Origin of the sequence: Sorangium sp. So ce327 (assembly GCF_051530205.1) — a bacterium.
Classification (GTDB): Bacteria; Myxococcota_A; Polyangia; order Polyangiales; family Polyangiaceae; genus Sorangium; species Sorangium cellulosum_B.
Genome location: NZ_CP150330.1, coordinates 10,519,266 through 10,542,490, shown reverse-complemented (window position 1 = coordinate 10,542,490; position 23,225 = coordinate 10,519,266). Strand labels below are relative to the sequence as shown.

Annotated in this window: 19 protein-coding genes; 8 read left to right on the top strand and 11 right to left on the bottom strand. The window is 71.5% G+C overall.

Annotated elements, in window-relative coordinates:
- The first annotated feature begins 33 nt into the window (after window positions 1–33).
- A complete protein-coding gene (locus tag WME95_RS39410; RefSeq protein WP_437904463.1) occupies window positions 34–2,085 on the top strand; it encodes a S1 RNA-binding domain-containing protein in 2,052 nt (683 codons plus the stop codon).
- Between the two features lie 83 nt (window positions 2,086–2,168).
- Here WME95_RS39410 and WME95_RS39405 read toward each other — a convergent pair whose 3' ends face one another.
- From WME95_RS39405 to WME95_RS39390, 4 genes are read right to left on the bottom strand one after another with little or no spacing between them, the layout of a single operon-like run.
- Entirely contained in the window at window positions 2,169–3,401 is a 1,233-nt protein-coding gene (locus WME95_RS39405; RefSeq protein ID WP_437904462.1) for an ABC transporter permease, read from the bottom strand.
- Entirely contained in the window at window positions 3,398–4,618 is a 1,221-nt protein-coding gene (locus WME95_RS39400; protein WP_437904461.1) for an ABC transporter permease, read from the bottom strand. Before WME95_RS39400 ends, WME95_RS39405 begins: the two co-directional genes overlap by 4 nt.
- Entirely contained in the window at window positions 4,615–5,412 is a 798-nt protein-coding gene (locus tag WME95_RS39395) for an ABC transporter ATP-binding protein (RefSeq protein WP_437711146.1), read from the bottom strand. Before WME95_RS39395 ends, WME95_RS39400 begins: the two co-directional genes overlap by 4 nt.
- Before the next feature lie 6 nt (window positions 5,413–5,418).
- A complete protein-coding gene (locus WME95_RS39390) occupies window positions 5,419–6,873 on the bottom strand; it encodes an efflux RND transporter periplasmic adaptor subunit (protein ID WP_437545088.1) in 1,455 nt (484 codons plus the stop codon).
- Window positions 6,874–6,955: 82 nt separating this feature from the next.
- Here WME95_RS39390 and WME95_RS39385 point away from each other — a divergent pair, with 82 nt between their 5' ends.
- From WME95_RS39385 to WME95_RS39355, 7 genes are all read left to right on the top strand, one after another.
- Window positions 6,956–7,567, top strand: a complete 612-nt coding sequence (locus tag WME95_RS39385) for an FKBP-type peptidyl-prolyl cis-trans isomerase (protein ID WP_437904460.1) — start codon at window positions 6,956–6,958, stop codon at window positions 7,565–7,567.
- Window positions 7,568–7,607: 40 nt separating this feature from the next.
- On the top strand, window positions 7,608–7,838 hold the full coding sequence (locus WME95_RS39380; protein ID WP_437904459.1) for a hypothetical protein: 231 nt from the start codon (window positions 7,608–7,610) through the stop codon (window positions 7,836–7,838).
- Window positions 7,835–8,137, top strand: a complete 303-nt coding sequence (locus WME95_RS39375; RefSeq protein WP_012239831.1) for a DUF1844 domain-containing protein — start codon at window positions 7,835–7,837, stop codon at window positions 8,135–8,137. Before WME95_RS39380 ends, WME95_RS39375 begins: the two co-directional genes overlap by 4 nt.
- Complete coding sequence (locus WME95_RS39370) at window positions 8,134–9,282, top strand: S1C family serine protease (protein ID WP_437904458.1); 1,149 nt, start codon at window positions 8,134–8,136, stop codon at window positions 9,280–9,282. Before WME95_RS39375 ends, WME95_RS39370 begins: the two co-directional genes overlap by 4 nt.
- A gap of 113 nt (window positions 9,283–9,395) precedes the next feature.
- Complete coding sequence (locus tag WME95_RS39365) at window positions 9,396–10,196, top strand: sigma-70 family RNA polymerase sigma factor (RefSeq protein ID WP_437904457.1); 801 nt, start codon at window positions 9,396–9,398, stop codon at window positions 10,194–10,196.
- Entirely contained in the window at window positions 10,193–10,918 is a 726-nt protein-coding gene (locus WME95_RS39360; RefSeq protein WP_437904456.1) for an anti-sigma factor family protein, read from the top strand. Before WME95_RS39365 ends, WME95_RS39360 begins: the two co-directional genes overlap by 4 nt.
- The gene (locus tag WME95_RS39355) at window positions 10,918–11,436 is read left to right on the top strand and encodes a hypothetical protein (protein WP_437545081.1); all 519 of its coding nucleotides are present in this window, start codon (window positions 10,918–10,920) and stop codon (window positions 11,434–11,436) included. The genes WME95_RS39360 and WME95_RS39355 overlap by 1 nt, the downstream gene beginning before the upstream one ends.
- 22 nt (window positions 11,437–11,458) lie before the next feature.
- Here the strand turns inward: WME95_RS39355 and WME95_RS39350 are convergent, their stop codons facing one another.
- The 7 genes from WME95_RS39350 to WME95_RS39320 form a co-directional block, all read right to left on the bottom strand.
- Window positions 11,459–12,658, bottom strand: coding sequence for a sensor histidine kinase (locus WME95_RS39350; protein ID WP_437545080.1), 1,200 nt, complete (start codon window positions 12,656–12,658; stop codon window positions 11,459–11,461).
- Window positions 12,655–14,676, bottom strand: a complete 2,022-nt coding sequence (locus WME95_RS39345) for a PAS domain S-box protein (protein WP_437904455.1) — start codon at window positions 14,674–14,676, stop codon at window positions 12,655–12,657. The genes WME95_RS39350 and WME95_RS39345 overlap by 4 nt, the downstream gene beginning before the upstream one ends.
- Before the next feature lie 118 nt (window positions 14,677–14,794).
- Window positions 14,795–15,817, bottom strand: a complete 1,023-nt coding sequence (gene ruvB, locus WME95_RS39340; RefSeq protein WP_437545078.1) for a Holliday junction branch migration DNA helicase RuvB — start codon at window positions 15,815–15,817, stop codon at window positions 14,795–14,797.
- A gap of 80 nt (window positions 15,818–15,897) precedes the next feature.
- Complete coding sequence (locus WME95_RS39335; protein WP_437711123.1) at window positions 15,898–17,817, bottom strand: sensor histidine kinase; 1,920 nt, start codon at window positions 17,815–17,817, stop codon at window positions 15,898–15,900.
- Window positions 17,814–19,376: a sensor histidine kinase gene (locus tag WME95_RS39330; protein ID WP_437904454.1), complete on the bottom strand. Its 1,563-nt coding sequence runs from the start codon at window positions 19,374–19,376 to the stop codon at window positions 17,814–17,816. The genes WME95_RS39335 and WME95_RS39330 overlap by 4 nt, the downstream gene beginning before the upstream one ends.
- 93 nt (window positions 19,377–19,469) lie before the next feature.
- Window positions 19,470–20,045, bottom strand: coding sequence for a GNAT family N-acetyltransferase (locus WME95_RS39325; protein ID WP_437545075.1), 576 nt, complete (start codon window positions 20,043–20,045; stop codon window positions 19,470–19,472).
- A 4-nt stretch (window positions 20,046–20,049) separates the two neighbouring features.
- A complete protein-coding gene (locus WME95_RS39320; protein ID WP_437904453.1) occupies window positions 20,050–22,782 on the bottom strand; it encodes a serine/threonine protein kinase in 2,733 nt (910 codons plus the stop codon).
- Window positions 22,783–23,225: the final 443 nt, after the last annotated feature.

Below are 23,225 nucleotides of genomic sequence, written 5' to 3'. Positions count from 1 at the left end.
CCCCATCGGCATGCGTTGTCGCGCGAGGCGCGGATGAATACCCACGAAAATACCACCACGCCGGCGGACGCGCCGGGAGCTCCGGCCGACCAGGGCGGCCCGCTCGAGTCGTCGAACGCTGCGCCCGAGCAAGCAGCCCAAGCCCATGAAGGGGGGTCCACCCCCCCAACCGAAGCGAGCCACGAGCCCGGCGCAGAAGCGTCGTCGCAGGCGAGCTCGGCCCAGTCCGAGGCGACACCGGCCGCGGCGGCGACCGCCGCCCCGGCGAGCGCTGCCGACGACGAGTGGGAAGAGCAGCCGGGCGACAACATCGGCAACCGCGTTCCAGGCCTGCCGCGGGATGATATCGGCAACCGCAAGCCGGGGTTTTCGCCTGGCAAGCGGACCGCTCCGGCGGCCGCGAAGCCGGCGCCGGCCGCGAAGCCCGCGCCGGCCGTGAAGCCCGCGCCGGCCGGAGAGGCCGGTGCGGCCGCGCAGACCGAGGGTGGCGCTGGAAAGAAGCGCCGTCGCCGCCGTCGCCGCAAGGGCGCGGAGGAGGCCGGCCAGCCCGAGGGCGAGGCAGCTGAGGCGGCCGAGGCCAGCGGCGCGGAGGCGGCCGACGCGGCAGAAGAAGACGAGGGCGAGGAGGAGCAGGCGGCCGACGAGGCAGGCGGGCAGCCGCAGCCTGGTGGCGAGAAGCGCAAGCGGCGCAAGGGGCAGGGCGCGCCGCCGCCGCGCGAGCGCCCGGCCTTCAGCATCGGCGAGGAAGTGTTCGGCAAGGTCAGCAAGATCACCGACCATGCCATCTGGATCGACATCGCCGGGAAGGCGACGGGGCTGTTCGACCGTCGCGAGATCCTCGAGGAGGAGCCGCCCGTCGAGGGGGATCAGTTCATCGCGACGGTGGCGAGCACCGGCGTGCGCGGAGGCATGCTCCTCCTGTCGAGGGCGCCGGTGCAGCTCGATCAGGCGCGCGCGCGCGCCGAGGCTGCGCTCCAGAGCGGCGAGTCGATCGAGGGGTTCGTGACCGGGGCGGTGAAGGGCGGGCTCGAGGTCGACCTCGGCGGCCTCCGCGCCTTCGCGCCGGCGTCGCACGTCGATCTGCGCCACGGCGCCGACCTCAACTACCTCGTGGGCCAGCGGCTCGACTTCGGCGTGACCCAGTTCGCGAAGAAGGGGCGCGACATCGTCGTGTCCCGCCGCAAGATGCTCGAGGAGGAGAGCCGGAAGGCGCGCACCGAGGCGCTCACGTCGATCGAGCCCGGCTCGCTGCACAAGGGCATCGTGCGCAAGGTCGTCGCGTGGGGCGTGTTCGTCGCGCTCCCCGACGCCGGCGGCGTCGAGGGGCTGGTCCACATGAGCGAGGCGAGCCACGACCGCGGCGCCAAGCTGGCCGACCTGTTCAAGCCGGGCGCGGAGATCGACGTGAAGGTCCTCCGCGTCGACGACAAGGGCAAGCTCTGGCTGAGCCGCAAGGCCGCCACGGTCGACCCGTGGGACGCGGTGAAGGAGAAGTACGCGGTCGGCACGCGCCACAAGGGCAAGGTCGCTCGCCTGCAGCCGTTCGGCGCGTTCATCGAGCTCGAGCCGGGCATCGATGGGCTCATCCACACGGCCGACCTCTCGATGAAGCCGATCCAGCACCCGGACGAGGTCGTGAAGGTCGGTGACGACGTCGACGTTGTCGTCGCGACCTGCGACGCCGCGGGCCGGCGCATCGGGCTCCACCCCGCTCCGCCCGAGGGCGAGGAGAGCGAGCCGCGCCAGCGCGTTCAGCAGGGCAAGGCGGTGAAGGTGTCCGTCACGCAGGTGACCGAAGGGGGGCTCGTCGTCCGGGTGCTCGGCACCACGGGGCGAGCGGCTCGCGGCTTCATCCCGGCCGGCCACACCGGTACCCAGCGTGGCACCGACCTCCGGAAGGAGTTCCCCATCGGGACCCAGCTCGACGCGAAGGTCATCGAGGTGGATCCGCGTCGGGGCGAGGCCAAGCTGTCGATCCGCGCCCTCAAGGAGGACGCCGAGAAGCAGGCGTACCAGCAGTACCGCGCGGGGGTTGCGCGCGAGGCCAAGTTCGGCACGTTCGCCGACCTGATGAAGAAGAGCTGATCCCGGGGAGGCGCGCGCCGCCCGTGCGGCGGCGCCTCCTCCCTCCTCCTCCAGCCACCGCCCGCGGTCCGGCGCGCTCCGCGCTACTCGCGCCCCAGCGCGTTCACGGGATCCATGCGCGCGGCCCGCCGCGCCGGGAAGAACCCGAAGACGATCCCGATCGCCGTGCTCACCCCGAGCGCGACCGCGAGCGCACCCGGCTCGAGCCTCATCGGCCAGCCGAACGCGCGCGAGAACCCGAGGATGACGCCGTACCCGAGCGCGCTGCCGACGACGCCGCCCAGCGTGGCGAGCACGAGCGCCTCGAGCAGGAACTGCAGCAGGATGTCGATCTCCCGGGCGCCGATGGCCATCCGGATGCCGATCTCCCGGGTGCGCTCGGTGACGCTGACCAGCATGATGTTCATGACGCCGATGCCGCCCACGACGAGCGACACCGCCGCGATGCTGACGAGCAACGCCGAGAGCGCCGCGAAGATCGCGTCCTGCATGGCCTGGAACTCCGCCTGGCTCCGGACGGCGAAGTCGTCCTCGTCGTTCTCGCCGATGCGGTGCCGCTGGCGGAGGATCGCCTCGGCCTGCTGCCTGGCGCGCTCCGACGTCTCGGCCGACGTCGAGCTCAGCAAGATGGCGTGAACCTCGCCGGGCCGCGTGGCGATGACGTGCGACCGCATCGTGGTGATGGGCATCAGCACGATCTCGTCCTGGCTCTGCCCGAAGGGCGACGCCCCCTTCTCCTCCAGCACGCCGAGCACGCGGTACATCTGGCGGCCGATCCGCACCATCCGGCCGACCGGATCGAGCGATCCGAACAGATCGCGCGCGGTCTGAGCCCCGATCACGACGACCTTCTCGGAGAGGTTCTCCGAGGCGGGGCTCCACGGCTCTCCCTGCGCGACCTTCCAGCTCCGGATCTCGAAGTAGTTCAGGCGCGTCCCGACGAGCGTCGGGCTCGCGTTCTGGCCTTCGTGGATGACCTGGGCGCTCGACCTGAGGAACGGCGCCACGAGCCGGATGCTCGTCGACTCGCGCGCGAGCGCCTGGCCGTCGAGCTCCGAGAGCTTGGCGCCCGCGGTGCTGCGGACGCCCGAGGCGCGGGCGGAGCGGGCGAAGACGATGAGCGAGTTGGAGCCGAGGTTCGAGATCTGCGCGTTGACGTTGGCGCGCGCGCCGCTCGCCAGCGCCGTGACGGTGACGACGGCCGCGACGCCGATCGTGATCCCCAGGATCGTGAGCCCGGCGCGGAGCTTGTTCCGGCGGACGGCGCGCAGCGCGATCACGACCGCCGAGAACACCCGGGTGAGCGTGGCGCTCATTCGTGCCTCAGGGCGGCGATGGGATCCTGACGGGCCGCGCGGCGGGCCGGGAAGAACCCGAAGACGATCCCGATCGTCGCGCTCGTCCCCACCGCGACGACGACCGCGCTGGCCGGCAACGTCATGTTCCAGCCGAGCGTCGCGGCGAGGGCCTTGATGACGCCGAGCCCCGCGCCGAGCCCGAGCACGCCCCCGATGAGCGACAGGGTGATGGCCTCGACGAGGAACTGGACGAGGATGTCTCCCTCGGAGGCGCCGATGGCCATGCGGATGCCGATCTCGCGCGTCCGCTCGGTGACGCTGACCAGCATGATGTTCATGACGCCGATCCCGCCGACGAGGAGCGACACCGCGGCGATCGAGGACAGGAGCATCGTCAAGGTGTCCAGGATCCGCTCCTGGGACGCGCGGAACTCCGCCTGCGTGCGGATCACGAAGTTCGGCTCGTCGTCCGGCGCGATCTCGTGGCGCTGCCGGAGGATCCTGTCGATCTGCTCGACCGCGCGATCGACGGTCCGCTCGCTCGTGGCGGCGGCGACGAGCATCTGCACCCTGCCCGGCGCGCTCGGCACGATCCGCGACCGGAAGCTGCCGATCGGCATGAGCAGCCGGTCATCCTGGTCCTCGCCGAAGGGCGATTGCCCCTTCTTCGCGAGCACCCCGATCACCCGGAACGGGTGCTTGCCGATCCGGATGTACCGGCCAACGGACTCGCCCGAGCCGAACAGGTTCTCCCGGACGGTCTCGCCGATCAGGCAGACCTTCGCCTTGAGCTGCTCGTCAGCCTCGGTCCAGCCCTCGCCCATCCCGACGCTGTACGAGAGGATCGAGAGGTAGCTCCGGGTCACGCCCATGACCTGGGTCGCGACGTTGGCCTCTCCAGCCACGACCTGCGTCGACGTCGAGCTGAACGGGCTCAGCGCGGCCACGCTCGTCGACTCCTTCAGGATGGCGATCCCGTCGGCCTCCGACATCCTCGCGTTCTCGCGGCGCTTCAGCCCCGACGCCTGCGTCGACTGCGGGAAGATGTAGATCGAGCTCGCCCCCATGCCCGAGATCTCGCCCAGGACGCGGTTGCGCACGCCCGTCCCGAGCGCCACGACGATCACCACGGCCGAGACCCCGATCAGGATGCCGAGCACCGTCAGGGCGGCGCGGAGCTTCGAGCGGACGATGGCGCGCAGCGCGATCCGGACGGCGGCGAGGTAGCCGCTCATGGCGAGAGCTCGTCGCTCTCCGCCGCGGAGAGCGGCAGCGCGGCCAGCGCCGCGGCCGCGTCGACGGGGCGATCGTTCCTGAGATCGCTGCGGATCTCGCCGTCGCGCATCGTGATCACGCGGCTCGCGCACGCGGCGATGTCCGGCTCGTGCGTCACGAGGACGATCGTGATCCCGCCCCGGTTGAGCCGCTGCAGCAGCCCGAGCACCTCGTAGCTCGTGCGCGTGTCGAGGTTGCCCGTGGGCTCGTCGGCGAGGAGCAGCGGCGGCGAGGTGACGAGCGCCCGCGCGATGGCGACGCGCTGCTGCTGCCCGCCCGAGAGCTGGTTCGGCGTGTGGTGCAGGCGCTCGGCCAGCCCCACCGCGCCGAGCGCGTCGAGCGCCCGCTCGCGCCGCTCCGCCGCGCCGACGCCCCGGTAGACCAGCGGCAGCTCGACGTTCTCGAGCGCCGTGGTGCGCGGCAGCAGGTTGAAGCCCTGGAAGACGAACCCGATAAGGCGGTTCCTGACGATCGCGCGCGCGTCGTTGCTGCGCCGGGTGACGTCGAGGCCGTCGAGCCGGTACGTGCCATGCGTCGGCCGGTCCAGGCACCCGATGATGTTCATCAGGGTGCTCTTGCCCGAGCCGCTCTGCCCGACGATCGCGACGAAATCGCCGTGCTGGATGGTCAGATCCACGTGCCGGAGCGCCCTCACGATGACGGCCTCGGTCGTGTAGTCCTTGCCGACGCTCGAGAGCTCGATGAGCGGCTCGTCTCGGGGCGCCGCGGCGACGTCTTGGCTCTGGGGCAGCATCACGCCTCAGAACAGCCGAGGGCCGCGCCCCCTGCCGCTCGCTGATGGATCGTCGTTCTCGTCGGTGACGACCTTGAGCGGCCCGAGATCGGATCCGAGCGCCGTGAAGATGCCGTCGGTGATCCCGACGTCGACGACGCGCGGCTCGATCTTCTCCGCCCCGGGGGTTGCGTCGGTCAGCACGTAGATCCGGCCCTTCTTCGGCGGGAGCGGCTCGAGCGGCGGCGCCTTGATCTCCTTGCCGTCCTTGTCCCGCGCCGGGGCGGGCTTGAACCGGAGCGCCGCGTTCGGCAGCCGCCGCACCCCCTTGGCCTCGGCGGACCGGACGCTCACCGTCGCCGTCATCCCCGGCCGGAGCTTGACGTCGGGGTTGTCGACCTCGACGACCGCCGCGTACGTGACGACGCCGGACTGGCTCAACGGGCTGTAGCGCACCTGGCTCACCGTCCCTCGGAACGTCTCGCCCGGGAACGCATCGACGCTCACGTCCGCCGTCATGCCCTCGCGGAGCCGCCCGACGTCCGCCTCGTCGATGTCGGCGAGCACGCGCATCTTGCGGAGATCCTGGGCGATCACGAAGAGGGTCGGCGCCTGGAAGCTCGCGGCCACGGTCTGCCCGGGGTCGATCGCGCGGCTGATGACGACCCCGTCGATGGGCGAGAAGATGCGCGTGTACTGGAGGTTCGTCGTGGAGGAGCGGAGCACCGCCCTGAGCTGCGCCACCTGCGCCTTCGAGGCCGCGAGGTCGGCGAGCGCGACGTCGTAGGCGCCCTGGGCCGTGTCCAGATCGGCCTGCGAGCCCACCCCCTCCGCGACCATCTTCCTCGCGCGCTCGAGCCGCTGCTTGGCGGTCCCCAGCGACGCCTCCGAGCGCACGACGCTCGCGCTCGCCGCCGCGATCTGCGCCTGGTTCGAGTCGATCTGCGCCCCGAAGAGCGTCGGATCGATCTCGGCCAGCACGTCGCCGGCCTTCACGATGCTGTTGAAGTCCACGTAGACCTTGGTGATTCGCCCCGAGACCTGGGCGCCGATCTGCACCTCGGTGAGCGGCTTGACCTGCCCCGTCGACTGGACCACTTCGAGCACGTCGCCCGTGGTGATGTCGCCCGTGACGTAGCGCGGCGGCGGCGGGGGCCTCGTCCGGATCCGCCAGACGACGATCCCCGCGACGAGCGCTGCGATCGTCGCGAGGACGCCGAGGCGAGCGAGCCAGCGCTTCGTGCCTACCCGGGAGAGCTCCTGCTCCAGGCTCTCTCCCCCACGTCGAGGACGCGGTCCGCCCTCACGCAGGCCCCGGGCTGCCGCGCCGCCGGGCGGCGCCGGCGCGGTCGAGGCCGGTCGCGTCTCGCCCGGCGCCGCCTCTCCGGGACGGAGGCGCTCCGTTTCCGTGGTGGCCTGCGCAGCAGGGGGCGGCGCGTCGAGGGGGTCGCGACCGGTCGCCCGAGCCATGGAGTCGGCCATCGGACGTCCTCATAGCATGCTGCCGCGCGAGCGCGCCTCGCTTGAAACCGCGGAACCGCCGTGGCAGACCAACCGCCGCCCCATGGAGTCGCTGCCCATCGCAACGGATACGGTCGTCACGCTGTCCTACGTCCTCTTCAACGAAAGCGGAGAGACGGTGGATGAGGCATCGACCGCGGAGCCGCTCGTCTACACGCACGGATATGCTCAGATCGTGCCTGGGCTGGAGCGCGCGCTGGAAGGGCTGCGCGCCGGCGAGCAGCGCGAGATCACCGTCGAGCCGGAAGATGCGTTCGGCGAGCGCGATGACGCCGGCGTCTTCGAGGTGGACAAGGCGGATTTCCCCGATGGGGGCGCTGTCGAGGTCGGCGACGAGTTCGTCGCCCAGGGCCCGGACGGTTCGCCGATCGCGCTCCGGGTCATCGAGATCCTCCCCGAGGGGTTCCGGGTGGACACGAATCACCCTCTGGCGGGCCAGAAGGTGCGCTTTCAGGTTCAGGTCAAGGACGTGCGCGCCGCCAGCGAGGAGGAGATCGCGCAGGCTCAGGCCGAGCTGGAGGAGCGCATCGAGGATTCCGAGGGCGAGGGCTGCTGCGGTCACGACCACGACCACGACCACGACCATGATCACAGCCACCATCACGAGCACGGCGATGGTGGGGTGCTCGTGACGCTCTCGAAGAAGTCGTCATAAGCCCACCGCGAACTGGTGGGTTGTCCGAGGAGATCACATCATGACCGTAGGTGAGAAGGGCAAGCTGACGGAGCTGCAGCTCGATCGCCGGGTGCGCGAGCGCCTCCTGGCGAGCGGGACGCTCAACGCGGGGACCATCGAGGCGCACCTCGCGGGCTTGCCGGACCTGGAGGAGCACGCCGAGGGGATCGCCGTCGATCAGCCGGCGCTCGGCGCGTCAGCGCATGGGTCGCGGATCGAGCCCGAGCTCGACGACGAAGGGGCAGAGTGAGCGACGCGAAGAATCGCGAAGAGCTCCCTCCGCCGGGGAGCCCCCCGGAGCTGCCGACGCTCGACTTCTCGACCTTCGTGCTGTCGATCATCGGCTCCGCGTACGTGCACCTCGGCGACGCGCCGAGCCCCGACGGCAGGGAAGAGCAGAACCTGATCCTCGCGCATCAGGACATCGATTTGCTGTCGCTCCTCCAGGAGAAGACGAAGGGGAACCTCTCGGGCGACGAGGAGAGGTTGCTCGAGCAGGCGCTCTACGATCTGCGGATGCGCTACCTCGAGGTCTCGAAACGATCGTGACCGTTGGCGCCAGGGCTCTCCTGTGGGTCCTCCTCGCCTCGCTGGTCGCCTCGTGCAGCAAGGCCTCTCCTGGCCACTCTTCCAGCGCAAGCAGCTCCACCGTCCCCTCGGGCGCCGTGCCGGTGGCGATCGCGCCGCCTCCGTCCGCGCCGCCTCCTCCTCCGATCGTCCGCTCCGAGGGCATGCCCGGCTCCTTCGCGCCGCTCGCGCGCAGGGCCGATCCAGCGGTCGCGACGGTCAAGGCGCGCGTCGAGCGGCAGCAGCAACCGGGCGGCCGCCGCCGCACGGTCGCCGAGGGGCTCGGGACGGCCTTCGTCTATGATCCAGAGGGCTTCCTGCTGACGAACAACCACGTGATCGAGGGCGCGACCGACATCCTCGTGAGCTTCGTCGACGGCCGCGACATCAAGGCGACCGTCATCGGCCGCGACAAGCACACGGACGTCGCCGTGCTGAAGGTCGACGAGAAGGGGCTCCCGTCGCTCCCCCTGGGCGACTCGGACACCATCGAGGTCGGCGACTGGGTGGTCGCGATCGGCAACCCCTTCGGCCTCTCCCACACGGTCTCGGCGGGCATCCTCTCCGCCAAGGGCCGCACCCGGGACGACGTGAAGGGGCTCGACCCGAGCGGCTACTTCAACTTCCTCCAGACGGACGCGAGCATCAACCCCGGCAACTCCGGCGGCCCGCTCCTGAACCTCAAGGGCGAGGTGGTCGGCATCAACGCGGCCGTGCGCGCCAACGCGAACAACATCGGGTTTGCGATCCCGATCAACATGGTGCGGCAGCTGCTCCCGATGCTGCTGCGCGACGGCAAGATCCGGCGCAGCCAGGTCGGGGTGATCGTCGACGTCCTGAACTCGATCGAGGCGGGGCGGCTCAAGCGCCCCGATCGAAAGGGGGCGTGGGTGAAGACCGTGGTGGCGGGGGGACCCGCGGACCGGGCTGGCATCGCGCCGGACGATGTGATCCTCGGCTTCGAAGGAAAGACGATTTCCGACCCGAACGAGCTCCGGTGGATGGCGAGCATCGCCGGGGTGAACAAGGTCGTTACGCTCCGCGTCGCGCGGCTGGAGCGGGTCTTCGATGTCCGCCTCACGCTGGGCGAGCTGCCCGAGCTCAGCGATGAGTCCGATGAGCCGTGAGCTGAACGGCCGCCGTCTGCCGCCCGGCACGTCCGCCGGCCGCTGCGCGCCGTGCGTGGCCGCCTGCTCCGCGACCTCCCTCGTCCCCCAGCCTCCTCAGGTAAGCTGACCCCGTGGCCATTGCACCTTCTCACCCGGACGAGCTCGAGCCGGTCGCACCTCCCGGTGATCCCGGCGAGGGCGACGCGGAAGGCGACGACCTGTCCGCGGAGGGCGACCACCCCGAAACGAAGCAGATCCACCCGCGCCTGAATAGCGCTTCCGCCCGTGCGTCCAATCGCGAGGCGCGACGGCGGGAAGCGGAGGAAGATCGTGAGCTCATCGAGCGAGCGCAGAAGGGGGACCAGGCGGCTTTCCGCTCGCTCGTCGAACGGCACCAGCGCAGGGCGTTCGCGATCGCGATGGGGCTCGTCCGCGACGAGAACGACGCGCGCGAGCTCGTGCAGGACGCCTTCCTCCGGGTCTACAAGGGCCTCGGCTCCTTTCAGGGGGGCTCCTCGTTCTTCACCTGGCTCTACAGGATCGTCACGAACCTGGCGATCGACCTCATGCGGAAGCCGGGACGCCGCGACCTCGAGCTCCAGGAGAACCAGGCGGCGGACGAGCAGTCCGACTTCCCGCTCGTCGCTCGGATCGACGGCGCGGACCCCCTCAACGTCGTCCGGCGGCGGGAGATCGCCGGGCGCATCCAGGCCGCGCTCGACGCGCTGCCGCCCTACCACCGAGGCGTGATCCTGATGCGGGAGGTGGAGGGCATGTCGTACGAGGAGATGGCTCAGGCCATGGGGGTCTCGAAGGGGACGATCATGAGCCGCCTGTTCCACGCCCGTCAGAAGCTTCAGCGCGCCCTCGCCGACTGTTACGCGGAGGAAGAGGGCAAGGCCCCAGCAGAGGACCCGGAGGAGATCGCGTGAGCACCGCCAACAGCAGCAAGGCGAATCACGGGGAAGCGAGCGCCCCGCCGACGGATCTGGAGCTGATGCTCTATGCCGACGGTGAGCTCGATGAAGCTCGTCACCGGCAGGTGGAGGAGTACGTGCTCCACGACCCGCGCTGCCGGGCGAAGGTCGCAGCGCTCGTCACCGCGGCCGACATGGTCCGGGACAGCGCGCTGGCCTCCAGCGCGGCCGACGGCATCGCCGATGGGGTGATGGCGAAGATCCTCGAAGGGCAGGCGGGCGCCGCGCGGGTCGACGGGGTCGGCGCCGCGCGGCCGCTCGCGGCGCCGCCGTCGGGCGAGCCGCCCCGCGCTCGGGCGCGGCTCCAGGGATCACCGGCGAACGACAACGCGCGCGGGATCTTCGCGCTGACGGCGCTCGCCGTGGCGGCGGCCGCCGCCTTGATGGTCTGGGGCAAGATGGGCGTGGAGACGCCCACCGCGGAGCTGACGGCGCAGGCGCCCTCCGCGTTGCTCGCCCCGCCGCCCGCGGCGCCCTCCGCGTCGCTCGCGGCGCCGGCGAAGGAGCCGGACGCCGCGCCGAGCTCCGAGGGGGAGGTCGAGCCCGGCGTCGAGATCGCCGCGGTCGACTTCGGGGCACGCATGGGCACCATCTTTTACGTCCCGCAGGAGGCCGTGGCTTCAGGCCCGACGACCACGGTGGTCTGGCTCTCCGATGACGGTCCGGGAGGACAGTGATGAGATTTCTTGCGAGTGCGATCACCGCGACCATGGTCCTGGCGCTCGGCGTGAGCCCTTCCCCTGCCGTCGCGCAAGAGCAGGCGCCGGCCCCCCCGCAAGCGGCGCCGTCGGACGCCGAGGTCACGTCCGAGATCGTGATCCTCCACGCGACGAACGATGGGAAAGGCATCGACCCGAAGATCGGCAAGATGCCCGAGCTCGGGAAGCCGCCGTTCTCGTCGTACAACAGCTACAAGCTCCTCGAACGGCTGAAGGTCACCCTGCAAAAGGGGAAGCCGACCACGACGAAGCTGCCGAACGGCAGCGTCCTCATGGTGTCGCTGAAGGACGTGGTCGCCGCGAAGAAGAAGGACGAGCCGAGGCGCTTCGTCGTCAGCGCGAGCATCCAGAAGCCCGGCGGCAACTCGTTTCTGCCCCTGCTCGAGGTGAACGCCAAGGCCGGCGAGAGCTTCTTCGTCGCGGGTCAGCAGCACATGGGCGGCGTGCTGGTGCTGGGCATCAAGGTCGCGCCCTGAGTCGAGGGGATCTCGCCCCTGCTCAGCGGCGGGCCGAGGACGGCAGCGCGATCGGCAGATCCAGAGAGAAGACCGTCCCGCGCGGGGCGCGCGCCTCCGCGCGGATGCTGCCGCCGTGTGAGGCAACGATGTTCCTTACGATGCTCAGGCCGAGCCCGGTGCCGGTCCCGTCGGTCTTCGTCGTGAAGAAGGGGTCGAAGATCCTCGGCAGGTGCTCGGGCTCGATCCCGTGCCCGTCGTCGCGGATCGTCACCGTGATGTAGCCGTCCTCCGGCGACATCGCGGTGGAGATGCCGAGGCAGCCGCCGCGCTCGTTCATCGCGTGCGCGGCGTTCGTGAACAGGTTCACGAACACCTGCGTCAGCGGATCGATGACGCCGCAAACCGGAGGGATCTCGTCGAAGCGCCGCTCGACGGTGACGCCCGTCTGGTCGAGGAGGTGCTCGCAGAAGACGAGCGCGCGCTCGATGATGTCGTGGAGCGAGACGGCGCCCGGCTTCTCCGTGGACGGCCGCGCGTAGGCGATCAGGTCGCGCGAGAACCGGCGGATGCGATCCGCCGCGTCGTTGATCCTCGCGAGCCGCTCGATGTCCGAGGGGTCGAAGCCGCCGCGCTCGCCCTTGCGGCGCAGGTACTCGGAGTAGGCGAGGATCGAGGTGAGCGGGTTGTTGAGCTCGTGCACGACGCCCGCGGCCATCTTCCCGAGCGAGGCCAGCTTCTCGGCCTGCATGACCTGAGCGCGCAGCGACTCGTGCGCGCGCGCCTCGCGGAGCGACGCGCCCAGGGTGAGCACGAGCCGGTCGACCAGCGCCTGTACAGGCGCGCTGTCGAGGTACGCGGCGTCGTCGGCCGCGATGTGCATCGTCGAGCGACCTCCGGGCTCGATCGCCACGACGCGCTCGAAGGCGAACTCCGGGAGGAGCCGCGCCGGATCGCGGCCGTCGTCGCGGCGAGCGCGCGGCGAGACCCGGACGGCCACCTGCGCCCCCGTCGCGCCGGGGATGTAGACGCCGAGCCCGCAAGCCGTGAGCACCTTCGCGGCCGCGCCGAGCAGCGTCGAGGCGCGCTGCTCGATGGAGGCCGACGGATCCAGCTCGCTCGACGCGATGAGCAGGCTGTCCACCCACTCGAGCGGGATGTCCCGGGTGAGGGGCTTCCGGAGCGTGACGGGAGCGTCGGACAATGGCTGCTCCCCCAGGCGCTCCGCGGTCTTTCCGCTCACCCGATCACCCTGTTCGGGTCGTCGCCGCTCGATCGGTCGAGATCGATGATCTTCGCGGCGCCGACATAGGATTTCGTCTCATAGCGGGTGATCTTGCCGATCTTGCGGACGATCTCCGCCATCCGCTCGGCTTCGCTGCGGATCGTGGTCGCGGCCCCCTTGATGGGGGACGCGTCGTCGATCCGGCGGCAGATCAGCTCGGCGTAGCCGAGCACGCTGGTGAGCGGCTGGTTCAGCTCGTGCGCGGCCGCGCCCGCGAGCTCGGCGATGATGGCCTGCTTCTCGCGCGCGCGGAGCTCCTCCTGCGCCTCGGTGAGGCGGGCCTCCATCCGCATCCGCTCCCGCAGGTCCGTGAAGATGCCGACCGAGCCGACCGGGACGCCGTTCTCGAAGATCAGCGCCGCGGAGAGGTGCACCGGGATCCGTGACCCGTCCCTGGCCAGGACCTCGGTCCGGTAGCCCTCGAGCCGGCCGGGACCACCGTGCTCCTTCGCGTGGATGAGCCTCATGATGTGCTCGGCGTTGTGGTCGGGGTAGAGCGCGCGGGCGTTCATCGCGCCGACGACCTCCTTCGCGTCATACCCGTAGATCCGCTCGGCGGCGCGGTTGAAGAGCAGGACGACGCCCTCCATGTTGGCCGAGACGATCGCGTCGACCGAGCTGTCGATGACGCGCTCCAGGAACTCCTTCGTCTTGGTGAGCTCCGCCTCGGTGGCGCGCTCCGTTGTGACGTCGCGGAAGCTGACCAGGACGGCGCCGCTCTCCTCGCGAAGGACGCTGCTGAAGCTGAAGCTGAGGATGAGCCGCTCGTGCTCGCCCCGCCGCACGGTGAAATCCACCATGTGCGGGAACGATCCCTTGGCGAAGCCGGCCCGGATCTCCTCGAGGAGAGGGTGCTCGCGCGCGTCGACGAGATCGGCCAGGTTCGCCCTCTCGAGGTCCTCCGCCGTGCGCCCCGTGATCGCCTGCGCGCGCGGGTTGGAGAAGAGGATGTGACCGTCGGGATCGACGACGACGATGCCGTCCGCCGTCGAATAGAAGAAGTCGGCGTAGCGCTGGAGCGCCTTCAGCCGGCGCTCCGCCTCGAACCGCGCGAAGGTGCTCTGCTGCGTCTGGTCGCGGAGCGACTGCAGGATGCGCGCGTTGCGCAGGGCGATCGCGGTGGCGCTCGCGACCGTGCGGGCCAGCGAGAGCTCGTGCGCGTGGGGCGCCACGGGCTGCCGGCCGCGCAAGAAGAGCACGCCGAGCGGCTTGTCCTCGAACAAGATCGGCAGGAGCGCCAGCGAGCGGAACGCGTTCTCCGGGAGCTCCGCGCGCACGAGGTCGAACAGCGGGTGCGCCTTCGCGTCGTCGATCACGAGCACGTCGCCCGTGCGCATGACGCGCTGGATCTCGGGGTACTTGCCGAGATCGATCGGCAGATCCCGCAGCTCCTTGTCGTCGCTCGCGGCGACGACGTAACCGACGTCGCCCGCGTCGCGCACGAGGACGATGCTGCAGCGGTCGACGCGCGCCACCTCGGCGATGCGCCGCACGACCGTGAAGAGGATGTTCCGGAAGTCGAGCGTCGAGGAGAGCGCCTGCGTGAGCTCGAGGACCACCTTCGCGTCGTGCTCTTTGCGCGCGAGCGCGTCGACGTAGTCCCGGATCCGGAGCTGACCGCGGATGCGCGCGATGAGCTCGGCAGGGCGGAACGGCTTGCGGATGAAATCGTCCGCGCCGAGCTCGAAGGCGCGGGCGACCTCCTCGTCCGCGTCGAGCGCGGTCAGCACGACGACGGGGACGTCCTGCGTCCGGGGGGCGTCCCGCACGGCGCTGAGGACCACGTAGCCGTCCGGGGGCGGCATCACGAGGTCGAGCAGCACGAGCGCGGGCACGCTCGCCTTGAGCCAGGCGAGCGCGTCCGCGCCCGAGGTGACCGCGACGGCCTCGATGCCCGCGTCGGCCAGCGCGTGCAGCAGCATCTGCCGGCTGACGGCGTCGTCGTCCACGACGAGCACAGGATCACGGCGAGGCACACGCCAAGCTTAGCGACTCCAGGCTGGAGCGATGAGAGAATTCCGGGCCTCGGCGCGGCGCTGGCGCGGCGTTGCGCGGCGTTGCGCACCGCATTGCGCTGCCCGCGCGGCGCTGGGATCAGGAGAAGAGATCCCCCTGCTTCGTCGCAGGAGCCGCGAGGCCCAGGTGCTCGTAGGCGCGGCGGGTCGCGACCCTGCCGCGCGGCGTGCGGCCGACGAAGCCCTGCTGGAGCAGGAACGGCTCGTACACGTCCTCGATCGTGTCGCGCGGCTCACTGAGCGCCGCGGCCAGGGTGTCGATGCCCACAGGGCCGCCGTCGTAGTGATCGACGATGACGCGCAGCAGCCGGCGATCCATCTCGTCGAGGCCGGCCGCGTCGATCTCGAGCCGCTCCGCGGTCTTCCGCGCGATCTCCATCGTGATCGCGCCGTCGCCCAGCACCTCGGCGAAGTCGCGGACGCGGCGCAGGAGGCGGTTGGCGACGCGCGGCGTCCCCCGCGCGCGCGCCGCGATCTCGCGCGCTCCGCCGGCGTCGATCGGCACGTCGATCAGGCCGGCGCTGCGCTGCACGATGCGCTCGAGCTCCTCGACGGGGTAGAAGTCGAGGCGGACGACGTGGCCGAAGCGCGACAGCAGCGGCGCGGTGAGCAGCCCGGTGCGGGTCGTCGCGCCCACGAGCGTGAAGGGCTTCAGCGCGAGCTGGATCGTCGTCGCGTAGGGGCCGTCACCGGTCATGATGTCGATGTTGAACGACTCGATCGCGGGGTAGAGGCTCTCCTCGACCGCCGGCGTGAGCCGGTGGATCTCGTCGATGAACAGCACGTCGTTGCGCTCCAGCTTCGTCAGCAGGCCGGCCAGCGCGCCCTTGTGCTCGATCGCGGGTCCGCTCGTCACATGGAGGGCGACGCCCATCTCGCGGGCGATGATGTGGGCGAGCGTGGTCTTTCCCAGGCCGGGCGGGCCACAGAACAGCATGTGGTCGAGCGGCTCGCGCCGCCGGCGCGCGGCCTCGACGAAGACCTTGAGGTTCTCCGTGTGCTTGGCCTGGCCGACGTACTCGGCGAGCGAGGCAGGCCGGAAGAGGCGGTCGAAGCGATCGTCGTCGCCTGTCTCGGCAGGAGAGAGCGCCCGTTCAGGCATGCCACGGGCGTACCGCGTGCAAGCAGCGAAGGGAAGCGATCCGCGCGGCGGCGTGGGTCGCCGCGGGGCGCTGTTCGAGGTCAGCCGAGCGCAGGGACAGAGGACAGGCGGGGGCGGCGGGGGGGCGGGATGCGCGGCAGACGAGCGCGGCAGAGCGGCCGCCCGTCGGGGGCGCCGTCCACCTCGAGAGAGCCGCCGTGGAGCTCGATCACCGAGCGCGCGTGGCTGAGGCCCAGCGTCAGGCCGCGCCCGCGCGCCGTGGTCTGCCGGCTGAACAGGGCCTCGAGCTCGTCCGGCGGCACGTCGCGGCTGCCGTACTCGATGTCGATGCGGACCTCGTTGTTGAACTCGCCGGCCATCGTCGCCGTGAGGCGCACGAGGCGCGCCGACGGGTCGGCCGCGCCCGTCCGGAGCGCGTGCGCGACGATGACCGCGATCGCGCGCGTCGCGTAGGCCTGATCGACGGGGATCAGCGGCAGGGTGTCGCCGACCTCGATGACGACCTCGCCGCCGGCGTCGCTCGCGAGCTCGCGCGCCTTGCGGAGCGCGCCCGCGATGAGCCAGCCGACGGACGTCGGCTGAGGCTCGAGCGTGAGCTGCCCGGCCTCGACGCGGGCGGCGTCGAGGATCGACTCGATGAGGCCAAGGAGCTCCCGGCCGCGCGTCGCGATGAGCTCCAGGCTCTCGCGTTGCGCGGGGGTCAGATCCTCCTGGCCCACGAGCTCGGCGAACCCGAGGATGGCGTTCAGCGGGCTCTTGAGGTCGTGGCTCACGCTCGCGAACAGGAGGCCGCGCATGCGCTGCGCCGCCTCGCGGGACTCGAGCGCGCGCTCCTGCGCCGCGGCGAAGACGCGGAAGCGCTCGGCGAGGTCCTCGATGGCGTGCCCGAGCCGGGCGACGACGGCGAACCGGGCGGGGCGCGCGATCTGGGTGGCGCCGCGCAGCACGCTGTCCGTGCCGAGCAGGCGGACCTGCTTCGTGGCGTGCACGAGATCGGCCGCGAGGACGCGGCCGAACAGGTTGCCGAGCGCGCCGGCGACCAGCACCGCGAGCAGCGCGACGAGCGCGCCCCAGATCGCGGCAGAGGGCTCGAGGTCGGCGGAGAACCGGGTGTTGACGCAGCCGTAGTCGAGCGGCGTGATCACGGCGATCTGCCCGTCGGCCTCGCGGCCGAAGGAGGGCTCCGAGCCCACGCAGTCGTGCTCCAGGCGCGCGAGGAACCCGAACTCCGCCGCCGAGGCCACGACGTCGTTGCGGCCGGCCGCGTCGATGGCCCCGAGCGACGGGTCGAGCGCCGTGCGCGCGATGAGCCCCGCGGTCGAGCGCCGGCTGCGCTCGATGAACGTCTGGAGGTGCGCGTTCGCGATGAGCACCGCCCCGACGCCGACGAGCAGCACCGGCGTGGCGACGGCCAGGAGCAGCTTGGAGGTGACCCGCCGGCGCGGCGTCTGGTAAAGCTCGGCGGTCTCGAGCAAGGCGCCGATCGCCTCGGCCGGGCTGATCTCGAAGAGGCTGAACGCCGCGGCGCGCGTCAGCACGTAGTGCGGGATCGCGGACGCGCTGAGGATCGTGATCGCGAGGATGAGCAGGCTGACCGCGCGGCCGTCGTCGAGCTTCTCTGGCCTGATCCCGGGGATCATCATGAGGCCCGAGATCGTCGAGCTCGCCAGCACGAAGCGCAGCGCCAGCGAGGTCGGGAGCCCGGCGAACCGCTCGAGCTCCTCGTGATCGATGTCGCGCGAGCCGATCACGAGCGAGCGCAGCAGGTTCTCGTGGGTGCGCAGCCGGAGCAGCGTCAGCAGCGTGGTCGCGCAGATCGCGGCGAGCGCGATCTTGGCGCCGACCGAGAGCACGCTGGCGGCGACGCGCTGCTCGAGGATGAGCAGCTTCGGCGCGAGCGCCGCGATCGCCCCGAACGCGGCGACGCCGACCAGCGCCTGGCGGACGAGCACGCGCCTCGCGAAGTGGATCGCGTCGTCCCTCATGCGCTCCTCGGTCATGCGATCCTCCCCTGGGGGCCGCCGGCGCCGGGGTCGTTCCCGGGCGGCGCCGCCACGTCGGGCGTGGGCGGGGTCGGCGCGAACAGGGGCTGCTGCACGATCCACATCGGCAGGGTGATCGTGAAGGTCGAGCCCCGCCCGAGCTCGCTCTCCAGCTGGATCGTCCCGCCGTGCATCAGCACGAGGCGCCGCGCGATCGAGAGCCCGAGCCCCGTCCCGGCCCGGCGCGAGCGCACGTCGCCGGTCTGCCGGTACTCCTCGAAGACCGCCGACGTCTCCTCCGGCGGGATGCCGGGGCCGGTGTCCTGGACGACGATCGCCGCGTAGCGGCCGCGCCCCGTGATGTTGACCGTCACCGAGCCGCGCGCCGTGAACTTGACGGCGTTCGAGACGAGGTTGGTCAGGATCTGCCGCACCCTCCGCGGATCGGCGTGCGCGACGAGGGCGTGGTCCCCGGTGACGCGCAGCTGGAGGGGCTTGTCGCGCGCCGCCGCGGACGCCTCCCGCATCACCTGATCGACGAGGGCGCGGAGGTTGACGGCGCGGCGGGAGAGCTGGAGCTTGCCCGTCTCGAGCGCCGAGAGGTCGAGGATGTCGTCGATGAGCGTGCGCAGGTGCTCGCCGCTCTGCCGGATGACCGACAGCGCCTCGCGCGCGTCCTGGCTGAGCGGGCCGTCGACCTCGCTCTCGAGGACGTGCGCGAACCCGAGGATGGCGTTGAGCGGCGTGCGCAGCTCGTGGCTCAGCCCCGCGAGGAACGCCGAGCGCTCGCGGTCCATCGCGGAGGCCTGCTGGAGGTCCGCCCGGTAGGTGCGCTCCGCCGCGGCGAAGCGGGTGATCAGGAGGTTGAAGGCCGCTGTCAGGAGGCCGACCTGGTCGAGCGACCTGATCGGCACGGGCTCGGCCCGGATCACGTCCGTGGGCAGCGCGCTCTGGACCTGTCCGCGCGCCATCGCCGTGATGCGCTCGCGCAGGTAGTCGACATCGTCGCGCGCCGACTTGGTGAACGAGAGCGCGACCGCGACAGCCACGCCGAGCAGCAGCACCGTGAGCGCCGCGACGGCGTTGCCGAGCGCGATCGAGTCGGGCGGCGGGCTCGGCGCCGAGACGAAGGTGAGCACCGAGAGGTGAGAGAGCGGCGGGTGCAGCGGGCGCGCCGCGAACCGGACGCGGCCGAGCGAGGTCGTCGTCTCGCCCTTGCCCAGGGTGAGCATCTGGACGATCCCGGCCCTGGCCGGCGCGCTGAAGCTCTCGTTGATCAGCACGTGGCCGCCCTGATCGACGAGCAGGATCTCCGACCCAGCCCGCCGCGCCGCCTCCCGCAGGAACGCCGCCCGCTCCCCCTCGATGGTCCCGCGGAGCCGCGCCGAGAGCGTCGCGGCCAGCACCTCGGCGCGCAGGCTCGCGGACTGATCGCTCATCTTCGCGAGCTGGCCGATGCCGATCAGCGCGATCGCCACCGCCGTGGCGATCCCCACGACGATCACGATCGCGGGCGCGAGCGGCACGAGCGGCGTCGTGCCGCGGGGCCAGCGGATGAGGCGACGACGGCGGGCCACGGCGGAGTCAGGATGCTAGCGCGCTTCGGGCGGCGCACGGGCTACCTCGGGCGCGCGGAGGGAACTAGCGAGCGAGCGCCCTCGTGGGCGGCTCTACCTGGGATCGGTCGCCAGGAGCGCGAAGACGGAATGGTCGAGCCAGCGGCCGTCGCACCACTCGGCCTGCCGGGCGATCCCCTCGAAGCGGAAGCCGAGCCGGCTGATGACCGCGAGGGAAGGATGGTTGTCCGTCGCGGCCGCAACCCGCACGCGGTGCGCGCCCATGTGGCCGAACGCGAACCCGAGCGCGGCCCTCGCGGCCTCGGTCATGAGCCCGCGCCCGGTCGCCTCCTTGCGGAGCCAGTAGCCGAGCTCGCAAGAGCGGTGCAGGTGGACGCACGCCTCGAGCCCGACCACCCCGGCGAGCGAGCGGTGCGCGCGCTCGCGGATGACGAAGCGCAGCGCCCTGCCGTGATCCCAGTCGGCGGCGCACGCCTCGGCGAAGCGCACGCTCGCGGCCGGATCCGTGTGGAACTGCACCCAGGGAAGCCACCGCTGGAGGGTCGCGCGTGAGCCGTTGACCGCGAGCCAGAGCTCTGGCCCGTCGGACGGGTCGATCGGCACGAGGATCAGCCGCTCGGTCTCGATGGGACGGGCGCGGACCTCGCTTCGAGGTGGGAGGATGAGCATGGGGTCACCGGCACTGGATGCGGGCGGCGTAGGGCTCGAGATGACCCGCCTCGTAGTCAAGCCAGGCGACATACCACTCTCCGGGCTTCGCGCCGGGGCTGATCGAGGGCGCCGGCTGATCCCCGCTGATGCGGGCGAACTTCGTTGGCGCGCCGATGCCGTCGCGGTTGATCGACGCGGTGAGCAGGCGGCCCCCCTCGAACCAGACCAGCTGGGCCTGCCCGCTCGGCGCGATCGCGATCGACGGGCGCGCGCCCGACTTCGAGAACCGCTTGCGCCAGAGCGGCTGGCCCTTGGCCGGATCGATGTAGGCGGCCGATGCGCCCCCGAGCGGCGCCTCGCCGTGCCAGACGACGAAGCAGCCGCCCGCGCCGCAGGCGAGCGAGGGGCTGTCGCTCCGGACCCGATCGCTGTTCACGAGCGACAGGTCGCCGAGCGCGCGGTCGGCGCGCTTGCCAGGGCTGGCCGGCGGGAGCCCCTTGTTGGCGTTCGCGAGCGGGAGGCGCATGTACTGGATGACGCGCGTCGGCTCGCGATCGAAGCGGAAGGCGAGGTGCATCACGTCGTTCGCCACCGCCACCGAGGGGAAGCGGACGCGCGGCTTCGAGGGGCCCGTCGGGGTGACGTCGGTCAGCCGGATGATCTCGCCCGCCGGATCGAGGTTCGGCGAGAGGCGGCGCATGAAGAGGTCCTCGGAGGCGTTGTCGCCGTCGTCCGACCACGTGATCAGGAACCCCTCGGCGGCGCGCGCGAGCGAGGGCCACGAGTTCCCTCCGCGAGGGAAGGGCGCGACCATCACGGCAGGGCCGTCGATCCGCCCGTTGGCGTCGAGCCAGCGCACGTGCACGCCGGCCTCCGGCCCCTTGCCGTCCCAGTACGTGAGCACCAGCCGATCGCCTGCGGAGGTCAGCTCGGGGCGTCCGATGGCGCGGCCCTCGGGCGTCACGTCGAGCGCCGGCGACGACGGCCGCAGCGCGCCGTCCAGCGTCGTCGTGTAGGCGTGCTCGGTGCCGCCCTCGTGCGAGTCCGTCCAGGTGACCACCGCGCCGCGCGGCCCGAGCGCGATCGAGGGCCGGCTGGCCCCGACGACGCGGCCGCCCTCGCGCACCAGATCGTGCGTGCGCGGCCTCGCGAGGCCGGTGAGCGCGCAAGGCGCCTTGCCGCTCGCGTCTTTCAGGGCGACCTGCACGTGCTCGATCAGGGTCCGGGGCACGGGGTGGTTGCCCTTGTCCTGAGCGTCCTTCAGCAGCCTGAGCGCGGCCTTGAGATCGCCGGCGGCGACCGCCTCCTGCGCCTGCGCGACGAGCGGCGGCCACGCCAGGGCGGGCGGCTCGACGCGGGCGTCGGTGCGCGCCGGCACGTTGGCCCCGGCGGACGCCGACGCCGAGGGGGAGCTGGTCGCCGACGGCGCCGCGCTGCTCGACGAGACGGGCGGCAGGGCCGTCGGCTTGAGGAACTGGCGGTAACCCGCGTAGGCGCCGCCCGCGACGAGCGCGAGCACGCCGAACACGACGAGCGCGCGTCCCGCGCCGCCTCGCTTCGGCGTCGATGCGTGCGCCAGCGGATCGGGGACCGAGGTCTCGCCCGAGCCCCCGGAGAACGTGATCTGCTGCCCCGCGCCCTGGCTCATCCGCCCGGCGATCGCGGCGCCGGGCGCGCCCGAGGTGTCCAGCCCGGCGAACGGATCTCCCCCGCGCTCCGCCGGACCCGACGGGACGGTCCGCCGCGATTCGTTGGGGGTCACACGGACGACCCCCGGCGGGTCGAACGACAGGTCGGCCGGCGGGTCGCCGCCCGGCATGACGAGCCCCGCCTGGGACGGCTCCGCGCCGCGCGGCGGCGTCGGCTGGGCGACGCCGAGCGCGACCGACAGCTCGTCGGCGAACTCCCTCGCGGTCTGGAAGCGGCGATCGATGGAGCGGTCGAGCGCCTTCTCGAACCACGTGGTGAAGCTCGCCGGGAGGTCGGGGCGGAGCGCCGCCGGCTGCGGCAGGGGCGCGTTGGCGATCTGCGCGAACGTCATCGCGACGCCCTGCTCGGTCTGCCAGACGGTGCGGCCGGTGAGGCACTCGTAGGTGATGCAGCCGAGCGCCCAGAGATCCGCGCGGTGGTCGACCGCTCCCTGGCCGCGCACCTGCTCCGGGCTCATGTACGCCGGCGTTCCGAAGACCGCGCCCTCGCGGGTGAGGCGCGCCTGCGCGTCGCCGCCGTCGACCGGCGCGTAGAACTTCGCGAGGCCGAAATCGAGGATCTTCGCGCAGAGCCGGCCCTCCTCATCCTTCGTGAGGAAGATGTTCTCCGGCTTGAGGTCGCGGTGGACGATGGAGGCGGCGTGCGCCTTGGTGAGCCCTCGACACACCTGGGACACCACCGTCACGGTGGTCTCGGGGTCGAGGTACCTGATGACGGTCATCCGCTCGTACAGCGACTCGCCTTCGAGGAGCTCGAGCACCAGGAAGGGCCGCCCGTCGTCGAGCTTGCCCGAGTCGTAGACGTCGCAGATGAAGGGGCTGCGGATCGACGCGGCGGCCCGGGCCTCTCGGAGAAAGCGCTCGACCACGACGGCTGAGGTCGTCAGCTCCTGGGCGAGCACCTTGATCGCCACGCGTTTGCCGATGTCGATGTGCTCGGCCTCGTACACGGCAGCCATGCCGCCGCGCCCGATCTCGCGTGTGATGCGGTATTTTCCGGCGAGGACCGTGCCTACCGGGATCTTCGCTTTGTTCGGCAAAGCCATCAGGCAGGGCTGTCCCGCGACTGGATTCGCCAGCGCAGCCTATTCGAGCCGCGTCACAAGAACAATGGCGAGCGCAGCATGACCGGTCGGGGAGGGGCCCGATCCTCTCCATGGCGCCGCGCGAGCGGGCTCAGCGGTTCCGGAACGGCACCGTGAAAACGGATTCCACCCCGGGACGGCATCATTCATAAGGAGGGGGCCACCTCCGGCGTCGCGGTGCGTAAGCGAATTCTCACCCCCCGGCGCGCCGCCGCGCAAGCGAGCTCTGCCTTGCCCAGGTGGAGCTGTGAAAAAAGTAAGCGGGCTCCGATTTCCTGACGTCCGATGCACTTTTCTCACGCTCGCGCGGTGCGCGAAACATTCCGGAAACATGAGCTTGGGTACACCAGCCTGGACCTTCGGTCGCGCGCCAGCGTCCGGGGTGAAGGGTCGCCGATCCGGCT